Origin of the sequence: Aeromonas sp. QDB39 (assembly GCF_027707585.1) — a bacterium.
GTDB lineage: Bacteria > Pseudomonadota > Gammaproteobacteria > Enterobacterales > Aeromonadaceae > Aeromonas > Aeromonas hydrophila.
Window position 1 is genome coordinate 1 of sequence record NZ_JAPCIV010000026.1, and the last position, 19,063, is coordinate 19,063.

At 61.0% G+C, this 19,063-nt stretch carries 16 protein-coding genes; 5 read left to right on the forward strand and 11 right to left on the reverse strand.

Going from position 1 to position 19,063, the window contains the following annotated elements:
• Positions 1-412 precede the first annotated feature (412 nt).
• Entirely contained in the window at positions 413-1,645 is a 1,233-nt protein-coding gene (locus PG899_RS15705; RefSeq protein ID WP_179101305.1) for a cysteine desulfurase-like protein, read from the forward strand.
• Between the two features lie 68 nt (positions 1,646-1,713).
• Here PG899_RS15705 and PG899_RS15710 read toward each other — a convergent pair whose 3' ends face one another.
• The 11 genes from PG899_RS15710 to PG899_RS15760 form a co-directional block, all read right to left on the reverse strand.
• Positions 1,714-2,775: a protein-glutamate methylesterase/protein-glutamine glutaminase gene (locus PG899_RS15710; protein WP_011704959.1), complete on the reverse strand. Its 1,062-nt coding sequence runs from the start codon at positions 2,773-2,775 to the stop codon at positions 1,714-1,716.
• Positions 2,776-2,785: 10 nt separating this feature from the next.
• Positions 2,786-3,256, reverse strand: a complete 471-nt coding sequence (cheD, locus tag PG899_RS15715) for a chemoreceptor glutamine deamidase CheD (protein WP_011704960.1) — start codon at positions 3,254-3,256, stop codon at positions 2,786-2,788.
• Between the two features lie 10 nt (positions 3,257-3,266).
• A complete protein-coding gene (locus tag PG899_RS15720; protein WP_077095327.1) occupies positions 3,267-4,070 on the reverse strand; it encodes a CheR family methyltransferase in 804 nt (267 codons plus the stop codon).
• A gap of 56 nt (positions 4,071-4,126) precedes the next feature.
• Positions 4,127-6,295: a methyl-accepting chemotaxis protein gene (locus tag PG899_RS15725; RefSeq protein ID WP_041216430.1), complete on the reverse strand. Its 2,169-nt coding sequence runs from the start codon at positions 6,293-6,295 to the stop codon at positions 4,127-4,129.
• Between the two features lie 75 nt (positions 6,296-6,370).
• Positions 6,371-6,943, reverse strand: a complete 573-nt coding sequence (locus PG899_RS15730) for a chemotaxis protein CheW (RefSeq protein WP_016349735.1) — start codon at positions 6,941-6,943, stop codon at positions 6,371-6,373.
• A gap of 12 nt (positions 6,944-6,955) precedes the next feature.
• On the reverse strand, positions 6,956-8,878 hold the full coding sequence (locus PG899_RS15735; protein WP_077095326.1) for a methyl-accepting chemotaxis protein: 1,923 nt from the start codon (positions 8,876-8,878) through the stop codon (positions 6,956-6,958).
• Positions 8,879-8,893: 15 nt separating this feature from the next.
• Entirely contained in the window at positions 8,894-11,107 is a 2,214-nt protein-coding gene (locus PG899_RS15740) for a chemotaxis protein CheA (protein ID WP_077095325.1), read from the reverse strand.
• Positions 11,108-11,133: 26 nt separating this feature from the next.
• Entirely contained in the window at positions 11,134-11,460 is a 327-nt protein-coding gene (locus PG899_RS15745; RefSeq protein ID WP_017408761.1) for an STAS domain-containing protein, read from the reverse strand.
• A 14-nt stretch (positions 11,461-11,474) separates the two neighbouring features.
• A complete protein-coding gene (locus PG899_RS15750) occupies positions 11,475-11,843 on the reverse strand; it encodes a response regulator (RefSeq protein ID WP_011704967.1) in 369 nt (122 codons plus the stop codon).
• A gap of 9 nt (positions 11,844-11,852) precedes the next feature.
• Complete coding sequence (locus tag PG899_RS15755; protein ID WP_077095324.1) at positions 11,853-13,067, reverse strand: methyl-accepting chemotaxis protein; 1,215 nt, start codon at positions 13,065-13,067, stop codon at positions 11,853-11,855.
• Between the two features lie 303 nt (positions 13,068-13,370).
• Positions 13,371-14,459: a ketoacyl-ACP synthase III gene (locus tag PG899_RS15760; protein ID WP_077095323.1), complete on the reverse strand. Its 1,089-nt coding sequence runs from the start codon at positions 14,457-14,459 to the stop codon at positions 13,371-13,373.
• A gap of 202 nt (positions 14,460-14,661) precedes the next feature.
• Here PG899_RS15760 and PG899_RS15765 point away from each other — a divergent pair, with 202 nt between their 5' ends.
• From PG899_RS15765 to PG899_RS15780, 4 genes are all read left to right on the forward strand, one after another.
• A complete protein-coding gene (locus PG899_RS15765) occupies positions 14,662-15,603 on the forward strand; it encodes a LysR family transcriptional regulator (RefSeq protein ID WP_042049609.1) in 942 nt (313 codons plus the stop codon).
• Positions 15,604-15,731: 128 nt separating this feature from the next.
• Positions 15,732-16,340 carry a LysE family translocator gene (locus tag PG899_RS15770; RefSeq protein ID WP_016349742.1) on the forward strand — a complete coding sequence of 203 codons (609 nt, stop codon included), beginning with the start codon at positions 15,732-15,734 and terminating at the stop codon, positions 16,338-16,340.
• 102 nt (positions 16,341-16,442) lie between these two features.
• On the forward strand, positions 16,443-18,302 hold the full coding sequence (locus tag PG899_RS15775; RefSeq protein WP_077095321.1) for a peptidase U32 family protein: 1,860 nt from the start codon (positions 16,443-16,445) through the stop codon (positions 18,300-18,302).
• A gap of 88 nt (positions 18,303-18,390) precedes the next feature.
• Positions 18,391-19,053 (forward strand): class I SAM-dependent methyltransferase, encoded by a 663-nt coding sequence (locus PG899_RS15780; RefSeq protein ID WP_077095320.1) that lies wholly within the window; start codon positions 18,391-18,393, stop codon positions 19,051-19,053.
• Positions 19,054-19,063 lie beyond the last annotated feature (10 nt).

Below are 19,063 nucleotides of genomic sequence, written 5' to 3' on the forward strand. Positions count from 1 at the left end.
GGAGAAGGATTCGAACCTTCGAAGGCAGAGCCGTCAGATTTACAGTCTGATCCCTTTGGCCGCTCGGGAACCCCTCCCCAAGTGCGAGGCGCATACTATCAGATCTTCGCTCTTTGTGAACCCCTGGTGGGCCTATCTGGCGATAAAAAAGTGCCATTCGGTCATTTTTTGATATTTGTCGCTCATTTTTCACGCTTATCAACGACTTCCCTGTCGCTGTCAGAGCGGATCCAGGACTCATCGCGGGTGTGAAGCGTCACCAAACAAGATGTACCGAGTAGCGTTTTGTACTGAAAAAATCACCTTCTCTTCTAAGTGTGATGGCTGACCGCTTCCTTGATGGACATTGCTGCTGCCGCATTTTACTCTCGCCATGTTATTCAACTGTTAACATGGATTGTGGACTCTCCTTATGCAGGCTCTCGATATCGCCGTGTTGCGCGGCCAGTTTCCCGCTCTCAATCAGCTGGTTGAGGGCAAAGCCCCCATTTTCTTCGACGGCCCCGGTGGCGCTCAGGTGCCACATGCCGTACTCACCGCCATGACCGATTATCTCGGTCACTTCAACGCCAATCTGGGGGGCCCCTTTTTCTCGGCCAGGGTGACCGAGCAGCAGGTGCTGCGGGCCAGGCAGGCGGTGGCTGCGTTGCTGGGGGCTGAGCGGGCAGAGGAGATAGTGTTCGGCGCCAACTTCACCACCCTGACCTTTTCGCTCAGCCGAGCGCTGGCGCGGGAGTGGCAGGCCGGTGACGAGATCATCGTCAGCGCGCTCGATCACTACTCCAACGTTTCCAGCTGGCAGCAAGCGGCGGCGGATCGCGGCGTGGTGGTGCATCAGGCAAGAGTGGACGTGGCCACCGGTGGGCTGGACTATGAGCATTTGTTCAGCCTGCTGGGGCCCAAGACCCGGCTGGTGGCGGTGACGGCGGCCTCCAATACTACCGGCACTCTGGTCGATATCCCTCGCATCGCCGATGCGGTACACGGGGTAGGGGCGCTGCTCTATGTCGATGCGGTTCACTTTGCGCCCCACGAGCGTATCGATGTGCAAGCCTGGGATTGCGATTTTCTGGGGTGTTCCGCCTACAAGTTCTTCGGCCCGCATCTCGGCATTCTCTACGGCAAACATCGCCACCTGACGCATTTCACCCCCTACAAGGTTGAACCGGCCAAGAACGTGGCGCCCTACAAGTGGGAGACCGGCACCCAGAGCTGGGAAGCGCTGGCCGGGGTGGAGGCCACCGTCGAATACCTGGCCTCCTTGTCCGGGTTGGACGGCACCGAGCATGAGCTGGAAGTTCGCCTCGATCTGGCGTTTGCCCGCAGCCAGGCCCACGAACGCGAGCTCAGTGAACATCTGCTGGCCAAGCTGGCCGAGCGGCCTTGGTTCACCCTGCACGGCATTCACAACAGCCTGGGGCGCACCCCGACCTTCGCCCTGACGTCAAACCGCCATACCCCGGCCGAAATGGCCGAGTTTTTGGGGCAGCATCAGGTATGCAGCTGGGCCGGCCATTTCTATGCCTTGGCACTGGTCGAGCAACTGGGGGTGAGTGATGGTGTGCTGCGCATAGGCTGCATGCACTACAACACCTCGGCCGAGATTGACCGCCTGTTTGCCCTGCTCGACGATATGCCGCATTGAGATAAAACAGCCCGGTCATGCCGGGCTGTGTTGTCTCATCTCATCTCATCTCATCTCTCTGTTGCCTGCTAGCGGCCCACGATGGCGTGATGGATATCCTGCAGCGGCAAGACATGGCGGGCTGCGCCAAGCTTGATGGCCTCCTTGGGCATGCCGAAGACCACGCAGGAGGCCTCATCCTGGGCGAAGGTATTGGCGCCCGCCTCCAGCATTTCCCGCAAGCCGCGGGCGCCGTCATCCCCCATCCCGGTCATGATGATGCCGGTGGCATTGCCGCCTGCAAACTTGGCCACCGAGCGAAACAGCACGTCCACCGAGGGGCGGTGGCGGTTGATGAGGGGGCCATCCATCACGTCGACGTGATAGTAGGCGCCGCTGCGTTTGAGCAGCATGTGTTTGCCGCCGGGGGCGATCAGCGCCAGCCCGGGGATCACCCTGTCATTGCTCTTGGCCTCCCGCACTTCTATCTGACACAGGCTGTTGAGCCGCTCGGCAAATGAAGCGGTGAACTTCTCCGGCATGTGCTGCACGATGACAATGCCGGGGCAGACCCGGGGCAGGGTGGTCAACACGGCTTCCAGCGCCTGGGTGCCGCCGGTGGAGGTACCGATCGCCACGATCCGCTCGGTGGTCTGGGCCATGGCATGCTGGCTGGCGGCGGGCATGATGGCGTCGGCGTTGAGCTTGGGGGCGACGCTGGGGGCGGGCACTTTGGCCAGTCGTCTGACATTGGCCTGGGCGGCGGCGCGTACCGCCATGGCCAGCTCCTGCGCCGACTCCTGCAGAAAGCTTTTCAGGCCGACGGTGGGCTTGGTGATGATATCGACGGCGCCGGCGGCCATGGCTTGCAGCGTGGTCTCCGCCCCCTTTTCGGTCAGGGAGGAGCAGATGACCACCGGAGTGGGGTGCTCGGCCATGATCTTGGTGAGGAAGGTAATGCCATCCATGCGCGGCATCTCCACGTCCAGCACGATCACGTCGGGCCACTCCTTCTTCAGCTTCTCCAGTGCAAACAGCGGGTCAGACGCGGTGGCGATGACCTTGATATCCGGCTCCTGCTCGAGAATGGCCTGCAATACCTGCCTGACTACGGCGGAATCATCCACCAGCATGACCTTGATCTGTTTCATTCCCGTCCCCTTAGCGATGTGGCAAGCGGTGATGACGCACCCAGACATTGCCGTTGGCCAGCTCAAAAATTAGGCTTCTGTGTCCCGCATGGCCAAGATGGTGGGCCTTGATGGTGAGGCCCAGGTGCTGGGTCAGTTGCCAGGCGGCCTTGATGTTCCTGATGGCCACATTCATGGTGTTGAGCGTTTGTTGTTCGATAAACATGTTGCCGCCGCCAAACAGCTTGACCTCGTATTCGTGGATGGGGGCGGGGTATTTGCTTATTTCATTGATAAATAATTGGATTGCCTCATCGGCATAGCGGCCGTCCAGACTCATGGTGCTGTGACCGCGGCTGGGCAGCATGTAGTGGCACATACCGCCTCGCTTCTGTTCCGGGTGCCACATGGTAATGGCCACACAGGAACCAAGATGGGTGCGGATGATGGTGTCATCCTGCCCAAAATAGAATTCACCGGGTTGCAGCGAGACCTCTCTCATATTGAAACCCTTATGGTTTCAGATAGATGGAAGGCGATACCAGTTGCAGGCCATGGGGCAGACCGTTCAGGCTTTCGGCATGGCTGACGATGAGATAGCCCCCTTTGCGCAGGCGCGGTACCAACCGTTGCAGTACTTGTGCCTTGGTCTCCCGGTTGAAATAGATCATCACGTTGCGGATCAGGATGACATCGAACAGCCCGATGTCGGGCAGTTCCTGATTCAGATTGATGTGATGAAACTGCACCTTCTCGCGCAGCTTGCGATCGATGATGAAGGTGCCCTCCTGAAAACCGACCCCTTTCAGGCAGTACTTCATCAAAAATGGCAGCGGGATGTTGTGGGCCCGCTCGATGGGATATTGCCCCGCTCTGGCCTGCTCCAGCACCCGGGTCGAGATATCCGAGGCGATGACCTCCCAACTGCCATGGTTCAGACTGTCGGCCAGGGTCATGGCCAGGCTGTAGGGCTCTTCACCGGAAGAGCTGGCCGCGCTCCAGATCCGCACCGCCCGTTCTTTTGGCAGTTGTGCCAATACCTTGTTGCCGAGAAATTCAAAGTGTTTGGGTTCGCGGAAAAAATAGGTCTCGTTGGTGGTGAGCAGATCGAGTGCGACCTGCAGCTCTGCCCCCCGGTTATTCATGATCAGGCTGAAATAGTCGCCGTAGCTCTCCAGCTCGTAGTGGCAGAGCCGCTTTGACAGGCGGCTGGCGACCAGGGCCTTCTTGGCCGGAGACAAGTCGATACCCGCCGTCTGGTGGATCCAGCGTTGAAACTGCGCAAATTCATCATCATGCAACTGGGTCTGATACACGCGCAAACTCCCTGCGGTGAGCAGGATGCGGGTGAGCTTGGCCCACCCGCATCAGGCTAGAAGCGGATAAAGTCGGCGTCATTGTGAGGGCGTGGGGTGGTGCCTACACCTTCCTGGCCATTGCCCTCGTGCATGAAACGCCCCCGTGGGCCACCACGGGCCGGTGCCTTCTGGTTGGCGCCGTGCTTGTGCTGTTCCAGCGTGAAGAACTCCATCGCCAATTGCAGCTGTTCGGCCTGGCTGCTCATCTCCTCGGCTGTGGCGGCAAGCTCCTCACTGCAGGAGGCATTTTGTTGAGTGACCTGGCTCAACTGATTCATGGCGATGTTGATCTGGCTGACGCCGGTGGACTGTTCGGCGGAGGCGGCGCTGATCTCCTGCACCAGATCCGAGGTCTTGTTGATGGAGGGCACCATCTGATCGAGCAGACGGCCCGCCTTCTCCGCCATGTCGACACTGCTAGAGGCCAGCTCGCCGATCTCCTGGGCCGCGACCTGACTGCGCTCCGCCAGTTTGCGCACTTCGGCAGCCACCACGGCGAAGCCCTTGCCGTGATCCCCGGCCCGGGCAGCCTCGATGGCGGCATTGAGGGCCAGCAGATTGGTCTGGTAGGCGATGTCGTCGATGATGCCGATCCGCTTGGCGATCTGCTTCATGGCATCGACCGTGAGCTTGACGGCCTCACCGCCTTCCACGGCCTCCTTGGCGGCCTTGCTGGCCATGCCATCGGTGACCTGGGCATTGTCAGTGTTCTGGTTGATGCTGGCGCTCATCTGCTCGATGGAGGCGCTGGTCTCTTCCATGCTGGAAGCCTGTTCGCTGCTTGACTGGCTGATGGACTGGGCGGTGGCGCTGACCTGCTCGGCCGCGCTGGAGAGATTGTCAGATGCGCCCCGTACTTCGGTGACGATATTGGTCAGCGAGACGATGGTCTGGTTGAGGGAGTCCTTGGTGGTGCCAAACACTCCGGGGTAGTCGGCCTCGACCTGTTGGGTCAAGTCGCCTCTGGCCAGGGATTGCACCACCCGGATCACGTCGTTGAGGCTGGTATCGATCACCTCAGCGATGCGATTGATGCCCTCTCCCAGGGTCTGGAAGAAGCCATTCTTGCCGGTCAGGTCCATGCGACGGTGCAGTTCGCCGTTGATCACCGCCTGCACTATTTCCGACATCTCCCGCTCGATGGCGACTTCCTTGGTGCGATCCGACCACTCGACCACGGAGCCGAGTCGTTCGCCATCGTCACCAAACACCGGGTTGGCGATGAGCGAGAAGGTGCGCCCGCCGAGCAGGATCTGGGTGCGATAGGTGTTGTTCAGCTTGGCCAGCATGCTGCGCTGATGGCCCGGATTTTTGTGGAAGCTGTCGATGTTGGCCCCCATCAGGGTGGCTGAATTGAAGTTGTAGAGTTCTTTGCGAATATCGGATTCAGCCAAGCTCAGCATCTCTTTGACGGATTCATTCATGTAGATGATGTTGAGATCGGTGTCGGCGATCATCACGTTGGTGCTGGCGCCATCGAGCGCCTTCTTGACGCGCAAACTCTCTGCGGCGGCGATCTTGGCCGCGGCACTGGCTGCCTTCATCTCGTTCTCGATGGCGATCTCCTTGGTCCGATCGGCCCACTCGACCACGGAGCCGAGCCGTTCACCGCCATCGTTGAAGACCGGATTGGCGATCAGCGAGAAGATGCGCCCCCCGACGGTTATCTGGGCGCGATAGGTGCTGTTCAGTTTGGCCAGCATGCTGCGCTGATGGGAAGGGTCTTTGTGGAAGGTATCAATGTTCTTGCCCATCAGCTGTCTGACATCAAAATTGGGCAGATCTTTGCGAATGTCCGATTCGGCCTGGCCCAGCATGGCGAGCACGGCTTCATTCATATAGACGATGTCGAGATTGGTATCGGCGATCATCACATTGGTCGAGGCCCCATCCAGCGCCTTGCGCACTCGCAGGTTTTCGTCATACAGGGTCTGGTTGGCACTGATGGTGGCGAGGGTGTTGCTAAGGCGCTCCCCCAGCAGCGCCAGCACGGTATTGAACTCCTGACAGAGTTCCCGCAGCGGGCCGCTGAGCGAACCCAGCTCCAGCTGGGCTGACTGGTCGCCTTGTCTGATCCCCTGCTGGAGCGATCGGGTTGCACCAATGAGCTGGAGCAGTTGTTCCTGCAGCAAGGCATGAGCGCTGCCGTTGCCGAACAGATTGCCAAAAAATGATTGAGTCATGAGCCTTATCCTTGTGCGACATGTCATTGCTGTGTGGTGTGGTGAGCGACACTCTTGTTGCTTGCTACGCCTGAATCACGGTGTCTGTGGCTTCTGTTCCAGCAACCGTTCCTGCTGCTGGGTCAGTTCGCTGAGCTGTGCCATCTCATCGATGGAGAGCACCTTCTCGGTATTGATGAGGATGACAAATTTGCCATTTACCTTGCCCATGCCGCTGATAAAGTCCGCCCGGATGCGAGCCCCGAAACTCGGTGGTGGCTCTATCTCATTGCAGGGAATGGTCAGCACCTCGGAGACGGAGTCGACCACCACGCCGATGTCCTGATTGCCGTGTTCCGGATCGTCCGGATGCACTCCCTCGATAATGACGATGCAACTGCGACGGGTGATGCTGGAAGGGGCATTGCCAAAGCGGGCATTGAGATCCACCACCGAGACCACGGCTCCCCTGAGGTTGATCACGCCGCGGATGAAGCTTGGCATCATGGGAATGGGGGTGATGTTGCCGTATTCGATGATCTCCTTGACCCCGAGAATATTGATGGCAAACATCTCGCCGTTGATGAGAAAGGTCAGGTACTGGGCATCGCCCTGATTATCAGGGGCCAGCGTGCCAGGCTGGACGGCCACTTCGGTAGACATGCTCATGGGGCTCTCCGGTTAAAAACGGACAAAATCGGCCTCGTCAACCTGAGGTTGCGTTGCCGTATTGCCGTGCAGTGGGTGCTGGGTCGGCATGACAAATTTGCCTCTGGGGGGCAATCCTTTATGTCCGCTCTCGTGAGTCCTTGCCGGTTTGCTCAGGTTCTCCAGCGAGAAAAAGTCCATGGTTTGCTGCAGCTCGTTGGCCTGAGAGCTCATCTCTTCGGCCGTGGCCGCCAGCTCCTCGCTGCTGGCGGCGTTTTGCTGGGTCACCTGGTTGAGCTGGCTCATGGCGAGGCTTATCTGGTTGGCGGCGCTGGCCTGCTCACCGGAGGCGGCATTGATCTCTTGCACCAGATCGGAAGTCTTGCGAATGGAGGGCACTATCTTGTCGAGCAGGCTGCCCGCCTTCTCGGCAGTATCGACGCTGCTCGATGAGAGCTCGCCTATCTCCTGCGCCGCTATCTGGCTGCGTTCGGCCAGCTTGCGGACCTCGGCGGCCACCACCGCGAAGCCCTTGCCGTGTTCACCGGCCCTTGCTGCCTCGATGGCGGCGTTGAGTGCCAGCAGATTAGTCTGGTAGGCAATGTCGTCGATGATGCTGACCTTGCGGGCGATCTGCTGCATCGCTGCCACCGTCTGCTGGACCGAGCGGCCACCTTCGGTGGCTTCGAGCACGGCACTGCTGGCCATGTTGTCGGTGACCTTGGCGTTGTCGGTGTTCTGGTTGATGCTGGCACTCATCTGCTCGATGGAGGCGCTGGTCTCTTCCACGCTGGCGGCCTGTTCGCTGGTGGCCTGGCTCAGGGATTGGGCCGTGGTACTGACCTGGTTGGAGGCATTGGTCAGGTTGTCGGCAGCGTTGCGCACTTCTTCGATGATGGCGGTCAGCGCCTCTATGGTGCTGTTGAGGCCATCCTTGGTCTGGCCAAAAATGCCCGGATAGGGTTGTTCTATCTTCTGGGTCAGATCACCTCGTGACAGGGCGGTGGCGATGCGCATCACATCGTTGAGGCTGGTGTCGGTGACGTTGGATAGGCGGTTGAGCAGTTCGGACAGCCGCTTGATGTAGCCCTGGCGTCCATCCAGTTCGATCTTGTAACTGAAGTTTCCCTGCTCGACGGCGGCAGTCACCAGGGTTTCGATGTCGTTGATGAGAGCGGTCAGCTTGTTGACCATGTTCTGCATGGCCAGCAGCAGTTGTCCGGCTTCGTCGTGGGCTCCGATATCGATGGTGACGTCGAGGTTGCCTTCGGCCAGGTGGTTGGCTACCTGCAGTGCCTGGTTGATGGGGGAGATGATGCTGCGGATGAGGACGATGCCAAACCAGGCTGCAGCCACCATGCCTGCGGCAACGACCGCCAGCATGGTGAGCAGCATGACGTCGTACCAGGCCTGCGCCTGCTCGTACTCGGACTTGGCGACGTCGAGCTGCAGGCTGACCAGCTCGGTTATCTTGCCACCGATGGGATCGATGGAGCTGTAAAGCTTGCCGTCAAATTCGTTGAGCATGCCGGTGACGACACCGCGCTGGGTCGAGAGAAACGCTTCCAGCCGGGTAATATCCCGATCCGCTGCGCTGAACAGGCTGTTGGCCTCGGCTGACAGCTTCTGCTCGGCTTCGGTCAGCTTGGTGGCCTGGTAATGCTGCCACTCCAGTTTGATCTGCTGCTGGGCATGCTGGATCTGCTGCCGCGCCTCTTCGGCGCTGATGAGGCCCGCATTGGCCTTGTTGACGTTGTCGATGATGGCGACGGCATAATTGTCTGAGATGGTCTTGAGCTGTTTGAGCGGCACCACCCGATCGTTGTAGACCCGCTGCAGACCCTTGTTGCTGCTCTGCATGTTGTAGAGCCCCAATGCACCCACTCCCAGCAGCAGTGCGCAGAGCAGGCAGAGCAGAATGGTGAGTCGCAGCTTGATGGTGGAGTTTTTGAACATGACAGGCTCCTGGCGTTAATTGACTCTAGGTTGGGTTTGCAGACGTGGAATGGCGTACTGGCTCAGCTGGCCCAGCTCCTGCTCGATGGCGTGCTGAATGAGAGAGGGGATATCCAGAATGAGGGCAACTTCACCGCCTCCCAGAATGGTGGAGCCGCTGATCCCCTGCAGGCGCTGGAACAGCTTGCCGAGCGGCTTGATGACGGTCTGGAATTCACCCAGCAGCTCGTCGACCACCAGGCCGGATTTCTTGCCGCCGTGGCTGACGACCACGATGTTTTCCCGGCGCCCTCTGGCGCCCTCTACGTCGAAATAGTGCTGCAGCCGGACAAAAGGCAGCACTTCACCGCGCAGATTGATGTAGTTGCGCCCCTGGGTATCGGCCAGCGCGCTCTGGGTCAGCTCCACGCATTCGATCACCATGTCGAGAGGGATGACGTAGTGGGTCGTGCTGACGCGCACCAGAAAACCATCGATGATGGCCAGAGTGAGCGGCAGCCGGATCTGGACCCGGGTGCCGAGGCCGGGTTTGCTGTCGAGTTCGACACTGCCGCGCAGGGCCTGGATGTTGCGTTTGACCACATCCATGCCCACCCCGCGGCCGGAGAGATTGGTGATGGCCTCCGCCGTGGAGAAGCCGGGTTCGAAGATGAGCTGGTAGATCTCCTGATCCGTCAGGGTGGCATTGGTGGTTAGCAGGCCGCGTTCTTGCGCCTTTTGCAGGATCCTGGCCTTGTTGAGGCCGGCGCCATCGTCCTGGATTTCGATGACGATGCTGCCTGAGTCGTGATAGGCGTTGAGAGTCAGGGTGCCCCGTGCCGGCTTGCCGGCGGCCACTCTTCTGTCAGCCGATTCGATGCCGTGATCCATGGCGTTGCGTACCAGGTGCATCAAGGGGTCGCCGATCTTCTCCACCACCGATTTGTCCAGTTCGGTATCACCGCCGGTGATGACCAGGGCGATGTCTTTGTCCAGTTCATGGCTGACATCCCGCACTACCCGCTGGAAGCGGTTGAAGGTATCACCGATGGGCACCATGCGCAGGCGCAGCGCACCATCCCGGATCTCTTCGACCAGCATGGCAATGGTGGAGTTGGCCTCCTGCAACTGGCTGTCCCGGGAGCGCTGGGCCAGCAGGTTGGCCCCCGAGCTGGCGACCACCAGTTCGCCCACCAGATTGATCAGGTCATCCAGCTTGTCAGCATGGACCCGGACATAGCGCCCCTCCTTGTTTTTGCTCTCCTTGTTCAGGCTCTGCTTCTTGAGCGCGGCATCCACCACCACCTCGCTGACGGCACCCTGAGCAATCAGGATCTCTCCCAGCTTGCCGACGTCGGTCTGCGGTTGTTCATGCTGGGCTTGCAGCCCGAGTACCAGCTCGCTGGCTGTCAGGGCGCCGGTCTTGACCAGCAGCTGTCCCAGCATCTCGTTGTCTTCCGGCAGGGCATTGATGAGGTCGATGTACTCGGCCAGCTTGCTGTGGGGTGGGATAATGGTGATGCGACAGTCATCGCGCACGAATTCGAACACATCGCTCAGGGCATTCTTGTCGGCCTGGGTGTCCAGATCGAGTTCGTAGCCCAAGTAGCAGCTCTCCGGATCGAAATGTTCCCAGTCGGGCAGAGCATGGTGAATGGTCTCGATGGCACAGAGGGTACCCATGGTGCCGAGGTAACGCAGAAAAGAGGTGGGATCCATGCCGTTGCGCAGCACATCCGGGCCAAAGCGCAAGGAGATGTGCCACAGAGACGTGGCACTGACATGACCCTCCTCCTTGCTGATCGGGCTGGTCTCGGCTGGTGGGTTGTGTTCCGGCAGGCCGGCTTGGCCGGTGGTTTGATGGCGTGCCAGGTTGCGCCGCAGCTGTTCATCCTGAGCCTGTTCATCCGCACCGAGCGCTTCCCCTTGTTCGGCCACCAGGCTGACCAGGCGTTCGATGTGATCCCGGCTCTCCAGCAGATCCTTGATGAGTGCTTCACTGATCGTCAGCTGCTGGTTGCGCACCTGATCGAGCAGATCCTCGACAATGTGGGTGAAGCTGACGATGGGTTGCAGGCCAAACAGGCCGGCGGAGCCCTTGATGGTGTGGGCCGCCCGGAAGATGGCGCCGATGAGCTCGCTATTGTCCGGCTCGTTTTCCAGTGTCAGCAGTGCGGACTCCATCTCCTCGAGCAGCTCACGCGCCTCGGCGATGTAGGTTTGCAGGGCCTGATCAAGATTGATGCTCACGAATGACTCCTTGTCCGCGGAACCGGCTAGGCGTGATCGGGGTGGGGGATGAGGGTGGGATCGCCGAAGAAGGTTGCCAGCTGGCACAGCTCAAGGGCATCGAGTACCGCATGGCTGTGCATCACCAGATGCAGTGGATAGCCGCCCTGCAGCGCCGTCTTCTTGGCGGCCAGCAGCAGTTGTAGACCGGCACTGTCCATTTCGCTGACCTGGGAGAGATCCAGCTCCAGCTCTTGCTGGCGATAGAGCAGGGGAGTGAGCGCCTGTTTGAGCTCGGCTGCGGTATAGATGGTCATCTCACCCGCAATGGCCACAACTGTCTTCTCTTCGCCCGTTTCGATATGCAGCGGCATGAACGCCTCCCGACTCAGGGCATGATGAGCTTGGCGACGGCAGCCAGCATCTGGTCCGGCTGAAACGGCTTGACCACCCAGGCCTTGGCTCCCGCAGCCTGTCCTTCCTGCTTCTTGCTGTCCTGGGACTCGGTGGTCAGCATGATCACCGGGGTGAACTTGTAGCTGGCCAGCTTCTTGGCCTCCTTGACGAAGCTGATACCGTCCATGTTCGGCATGTTGACGTCGCTGATGATGAGGTTGATCTTCTTGCCGTCGAGTTTCTTGAGGGCGTCCTTGCCGTCACAAGCCTCCATCACCTCGTAACCGGCGCCCTTGAGCGTCATGCCGACGACCTGGCGTATGGTTGCCGAGTCATCCACGATCAGGACTGTTTTGGCCATATATCTCTCCTAGAAAAAAGTGACATCAGCGTTGCTGGATGGGGTTGCCGTCGGGGTTTTGCGACCGTGATGGATATTGCGCTGCTCATCGGTGGCATATGAGAGTTCCATGTCTGCCAGCCAGCTTTCCGCATCGATCTGGATGGGGCCGGACTGGTGCGTTCTGGTGCGCGACGAGATCAGGTGATCGTTGAGGCTGTCCATGTTCTGACGAACATGGCCAAGGATTTGACTGACTCTATCCTGGAACTGTAACGACACGATGACATCGGAAATCTCACGGTGGATCCCGGTACTCTCGCTCTGCAGCAGGGCTGCCGATTCGGCCAGGCTGGTGGTGGCCATCCGAAAGCGCTCCAGTACCTGTTCGATGGCGTGTTCGGCGTCGCTGACGGCGGCCTGATCCCGCCCTGCCGCACTCTCGGCAATCTGGAAGGCCCGGCCGATGCCGGTGTTGATGGTATCGACCTTGTCGGTCATCTTCTGGGCGGTCTCGCTGGAGAGGCGCGACAGGGTGCGCACCTCGTCCGCCACCACCGCGAAGCCACGACCTGCTTCACCGGCCCTGGCCGCCTCGATGGCGGCGTTGAGGGCCAGCAGGTTGGTCTGGGAGGCTATCTTGGCCACGTCGAGCGCCATGGTATTGAGTTCGATGGTGTAGGCGGTGAGGGTTTTTATCTCTGCCAGCATGGCGTCACGGTTGGCCTGGGTGGAGTGCATGATGGCGACGACCTGATTGAGCTGGGCCTGGCTCTCGGCCAGCACGGCGGCCATCCCGGCCGATTTCTCACCGCCCAGATCACCGGCGGCGTTGTGGGAGGCGGCGACCGCCTCTTCCAGCTTGGTGGTCAGCCCGGCAAAGCGCTGGGTGAGGTCAATCATGGCCCCTTCGGTTTGCTGGCGAGAGTTTTCAATTTGTTGAGACCAGATGGGCACGGCCTTTTCGCACACCTGCTCAAGCCCGATGATGGAGTGGTTGAGCCCGGCAGCGGACCATGACGGAGTCTGTTCTTGTTCATCGAGCTTGCCGGCAGGTTTGGCGTGGTAGTGGCGGGCACTCCAGAGGGTGGCAGCCACGGCCAGCATCAGGTTGGCCAGCAGATAAGGCAAGGGGCTGCCCGCAAGTACCAGCAGCAGGGTGCTGAACAGGCCCAGGCCAAGGCCGCAGGCCCAGCTGACAGGCTCCCAGAAAGGGGAGGAGTGTGCCCTTGTGTTGTCTGTCATACGCGAACTTGCCCCTGCATATGGATGGAAGAAGGTGAACCGCCGTCCCCTCAGGTAGGGACCCAAGCGCCAACTTGCTACTTATCAATAGCTCAGTAAGGTTAGCGCAAAAAAATGGGCTGGTTACAAATTGGTCCTATTCGGGGGGGGCTACTGAGAAAACTGGAATATGGAGACTGTCACAGGGCCATCGTCGGGAGTCACAGCCGTGAGAGGGCCAGAGCCTGGGAGGAGGGGAGAAGTGCTGGGCGCTGTAATAAAAAGAGCCTGCATTGGCAGGCTCTTGGTGCTGTATGTGTGGATTTACGCTTCGTCGGCGTGGGCCTTCTGGCACCCTTCCACGGCATGGGCGATAAGCTCGAGCGCGCTCTTGTCGCACGGCGGCAGTTCGGCCTCGCACGCCTTGATGGGCGTCACGCGATCGCCCCACTTGATGATGGCTGCGCCCCAGGTCAGGCCGGCACCGAAGGCGGCAGTCAGCAGATAGCTGTTCGGCTGGACGCGGCCTTGTTCGAGCGCCTCGCACAGGGCGATGGGCACGGTGGCGGCGGAGGTATTGCCGTAGTGTTCGATGTTGACCATCACCTTCTCCATCGGTGCGTTCATGCGCTTGGCGAGGGTCTCGATGATGCGGATGTTGGCCTGGTGCGGCACGATAAGATCGATCTGCTCCGGAGCGATGCTGGCCTGTGCCAGTACCGTGTTGGTGGCTTCGCCCATGCCGCGTACGGCCCGCTTGAAGATCTCCTGGCCTTCAAAGTTGAAGGTAAAGAGGCCGTCGATGTCGGCAAAGCGTACCCGGTCGGTACCGAAGTTCGGCACGTGCAGGATCTCGCGCGCCTCGCTGTCACAGCCCAGCTTGTTGGCGATCAGGCCGCTCTCCTGCTCGCTCGCCTCGATCACCACGGCGCCGGCACCGTCACCAAACAGCACGGCGGTGTCGCGACGGGCCCAGTCCAGCAGATAGGTGAGGCGCTCGGCGCCGATCACCAGCACCTTTTTCATCATGCCGGTCTGTACCAGCGAGGTGGCGACCGAAAGGGAGTAGACGAAACCGGTGCAGGCGGCGTTGAGGTCGAACACGGCGGCATTGACGGCCCCCAGCTTCTTCTGCACCGCGGAGGCGGCGCTCGGCAGCAGGTTGTCCGGCGTGGCGGTGGCCAGGATGATGCCGTCGAGGTCGCTGGCTTCCAGCCCGGCGCATGCCAGCGCGCGACGCCCGGCCAGGGTGGCCAGATCGGAGGTGCTGACGTGGGAGATGCGGCGAGCCTTGATGCCGGTGCGCGGGTAGATCCACTCATCCGACGTATCCATGATGGTGCTGAGGTCGTCGTTGGTCAGTACGGAGGGAGGCAGGCATTTGCCCCAGCCTGTGATATTGGCGTATTTCATCTTGTTACCGCTTCTCAAGTGGATCGCCCGTGGGCGGAAAATCGCGCAATTATGCCGCACGGGGCAACCACTGTCATCTTGTGGTCATGGTTATCTGGCTGCTGGGTCACGCCAGGTTGCGGGTGCCGACGGGAAATTTCGCTTAAACCACAGGGCTTGCCTGCCCTAAGATAGGGCTTTCACCACTGGATGGAATCACCCCTTGCACAAAGCCAATCTCAACCTGCTGCCCACCCTCAAGGTGCTGCTGGAGACCCGCAACATCAGCCGGGCGGCGGAGCTGCTGCACCTGAGCCAGCCCTCCATCAGCAAGCAACTGGGCCAGCTGCGCAGCGAGTTTGGCGACGAGTTGCTGGTGCGGGAGGGGCAGCGCTGGCTGCTGACGCCACGGGCCGAGGCGCTGGCTGCCCAGCTGGCGGACTCCCTCGGTGCGCTGGAGCGACTCTACGAGGCCCCCGGTTTTGACCCGAGCCGCTGCGAGCGGGTGTTCCGGCTCGCCTCCTCCGATTACGTGGCTCAGCACATTCTGCCGGATATCTGCGCGGCGTTGGCCAGGGAGGCGCCGCTGGCGGCGCTGGAGTACAGCCTGTGGGACAAGCGCCTGCTGCCGCAGCTGTGGCAATCCGAGCTGGACATGGTTTCCACCATCACCGAACTGGTGCCGGATCAGATCCGCGGCCTGCATCAGGGGGAAGATCGGCTGGTGGTGTTGATGGGTAGCCACCATCCGTTGGCAGGGCGCTCGCTCAGTCTCGATGACTACCTCGCCTGGCCTCACCTGCAGGTGAGCGGCGGTGGCGACAAGGACAGCCCGGTGGAGCAGGTGCTGGCACCGCAGGGGCTGTCCCGGCGCTGGTTTGCCCGGGTGCCCTTCTTTCAGGCGGCGGTGGAGGTGTTGCTGCGCACCGACTGCCTGCTGACCACCCCGGCTCACATCGCCTGGCAGCTCTCCTGCGAGCACGCCCTGCATTTTTGCGATCTGCCGTTTGCCAGCCGTACCCAGCAGTATCATCTGCTGTGGCACCAGCGCCATCACCAGGATCCGGCCCACAAGTGGTTTCGCGAACTGGCCTATCCCTTCCTGCGCGAGCACCTGCAGCGCACGGTGGCGGCGAGTCGGAAGGTGTTGAACCCGCCCCGCTAACAATAGACGCTTGTGTTGGCCTATAGCCATTGGCTATGGGGTCTATTCTCAACTTTCACTTCTGGCATAACCAGGGGCCCTTTACCCTGAGCGCAGACATTCATATTCCGCTTGAGACAAGGAACACCATGGAACTGACGAGTTGGCTGGCACTGGCCGCAATCTGCGTGATGGGGGCCATCAGCCCGGGGCCGAGCCTGGCGCTGATCATCCGCAACACGGTGCAGGGGGGGCAGGGACACGGAGTGGCCACCGCGCTTGGCCACGGCTTCGGGGTTGGCATCTATGCGCTGATCACGGCTTTGGGTCTGGCCATCCTGATCACCCAGACCCCGCTGCTGTTTGATGTTATCCGCTACGGCGGCGCCGCATTTCTCGCCTGGCTCGGGGTCAAGGCGCTGCTGGCCAAGCCTGCCAAGGGGGAGGCGAGCGAAGAGGTGCACCAACTGCGCGGTCGGCAAGGCGCCTTCGAAGGCTTTATGGTGGCCTTTCTCAACCCCCAGCTCGCGGTCTTCTTCATCGCCCTGTTCAGCCAGTTTGTGCATGCCGACACCGGCTGGCGCGAGGGGGGCATCATGATGCTGACCGCCGGCGGGATCGACGCTGTCTGGTACGTGCTGGTGGCGCTGGTGCTCTCTCGTGGCCCCGTATTGGCCTGGCTCAAGGCCAAGTCCTTCGTCATCGACAAGGTAAGCGGTCTGGTGCTGCTGGGGCTGGCCTTGAAGGTGGTGCTCTGATCCAATCCTGTATTTTGCGGTGATCTTAAGCGGGATCAAGGCGGGGAGGGTGGCAATGCCCTAGAGTGGCGCCCATTTGCTGTCCGCCCTGATCCCGAGACCATGCACCAGAACAAGCACCCGTTAAGTCACACCAACCGGTTGGAGCTGCTGGCTCCGGCCAAGAACCTCGCCTACGGCATCGAAGCCATCAATCATGGCGCCGATGCCGTCTACATGGGCGGCCCCGCCTTTGGCGCCCGCAGCGCGGCGGGCAACTCCATCGAGGATATCGAAGCGCTGGCGCGCCATGCTCATCGCTTCGGTGCCCAGGTCTTTGTCGCCTTCAACACCCTGCTGCACGATCATGAACTGGAGCAGGCCCGGCGGCTGACTCACCAGATCTACGAAGCGGGGGTCGATGCGCTGATCGTGCAGGACATGGGGTTGCTGGCGCTCGATTTGCCCCCCATCGCGTTGCACGCCAGTACCCAGACCGACAACCGCACCCCGGAGAAGGTGAAATTTCTGCAGGATGTGGGTTTCTCCCAGGTGGTGCTGGCGCGCGAGCTGTCCCTTGCGCAGATCCACGAGATAAGCGCCGCGACCAACGTGCAGCTGGAGTTCTTTATCCACGGTGCGCTCTGCGTCTCCTACAGCGGTCAGTGCAACATCAGCCATGCCCGTACCGGCCGCAGCGCCAACCGTGGCGAATGTGCCCAGCTCTGTCGCCTGCCCTGCTCGCTGCAAAAGCCGGGCGGTGAAGTGCTGGTGGCTGACAGTCACCTGCTCTCCCTCAAGGACATGGATCAGACCGACAACCTGGAGGCGCTGATCGAGGCGGGGATCCGCTCCTTCAAGATTGAAGGGCGCCTCAAGGGGCTCGATTACGTCAAGAACGTCACCGCCTGGTATCGGCAGAAGCTCGATGCCATCTTGGATAGCCGCAGCGATCTGGTGGCCTCTTCGGCTGGCCGCTGTAGCTACAGCTTCACGCCTGATCCCAAAAAGAGCTTCAACCGCGGCAGCACCGACTACTTCCTCCATGGCCGCCAGCCCGGGATCGACTCCACAAAGAGTCCGAAATACGTGGGCGAGCCGTTGGGCCGGGTCACCAGAGTCACCAAGGATGGCATCGAGATCGATGGCAAGCCTGTGAGCCTCAACAACGGCGATGGCCTTGGCTTCTTCAAGCCGAACAACGAGCTGGTAGGGATGCGCCTCAACAAAGTGGAAGGTAAGCAGTTACTCCTGTCAGAGCGCATGCCGGGCTTGAAGGTAGGCACCGAAATCTACCGCAACCACGATCAGGCATTCAGCAAGGTGCTGGAGAAGGCCAGCGCCGATCGCCGCATCCGGGTCGATATGGTGCTGGCAGAGTGTGATGCGGGCTTGCGCCTCACGCTCACCGACGAGCAGGGCATCAGCGCCGCCGTCGCGCTCCCCTGCGACAAGCAGCCGGCCGACAACCCGGAGCGGGCGCTGCAACAGGCGCGGGATCAGCTTGGCAAACTCGGCAATACCCTGTTTGTGGCGCGCAAGGTTGAGTTGGCGTTTACTCACCCGCTATTCATCGCCGCATCCATGCTCAACGGCTTGCGCCGGGATGCCATCGCCGCGCTGGAGGCTGCCCGTATGGCCAGCTACCAGCGCCCCGAGCGACGCATCGCGCTGCGGGATATCCACTATCCCCAGCATCGTCTCTCCTACCTTGGCAACGTGCTGAACAGCGCTGCCGAGCAGTTCTTCCGCGAGCACGGGGTGGAGCGCATCGCGCCCGCTTATGAGGCGAACAAGGAGGAGCGGGAAGTGGTGCTGATGATCACCAAACACTGCATCCGCTACAGCCAGAACCTCTGCCCGAACGAGGTGCCGGGCCTCAAGGCCGAGCCGCTGGAGCTCAAGATGGGCAAGGACATCTTCCGCCTGCGGTTTGATTGCCACCGCTGCGAAATGCATGTGATGGGGAGTTTGAAGCGTTGATGAAGCTCACCTCTCCCGACATCTGATGCTTTACCTTCTCCCGGCGGCAGGCTCTATCAAGGAGTTTTCACGGGGAGGAGAGGCGAGGATGACGCGATTCAATGGAGAGGGGGCGCTGGATTATGACCAGCGCATTACCCGGCTGGTGCCCGGTTATGAGCTGCTGCACCAGCTCAGCGCGTCCCAATTAATGGGACGGCTTGGGCAGGAGGCACGCGTTCTGCTGGTGGGAGTCGGCACGGGCAGCGAACTGCTGTTGCTGGGCAGCCTGTGTCCCCGCTGGCAGTTCATTGCCCAGGACATATCGGCCGACATGCTGGCGCAGGCCAGAAGGCAAGCCGAGCAGGCGGGGATGGCGGCGCGGATCACATGGTGGGAGGGGCCGTTGCCGGCCGACAGCATGGCGTGTGACGGTGCACTCTGTCTGCTGGTGCTGCACTTTCTGCCGCAGGAACAAAAGGCGGCACTGCTCGCCGACATCGCCCGCCAGCTCAGGCGCGGTGCCCCTCTGTTGCTGGCCGACCTGATGGCTGCGCAAGACGATGACGAGCGCGCCGTGATGGGGCTGCACGCGCACCGTGCCGGTCTGCCTCGGAGCGCCAGCGAACAGATGGTGTTGCGCCTGGCACAGGACTTCTTTCCCCTCGATGAGACACAGACCCGGCACCTGTTGCAGGCGGCGGGCTTTGGCGTTGGTCGGCGCTATTTTCAGGCGCTCGGGTTCCATGGCTGGCTGGCCGAGCGCCTGTGAGTGGGCGCCG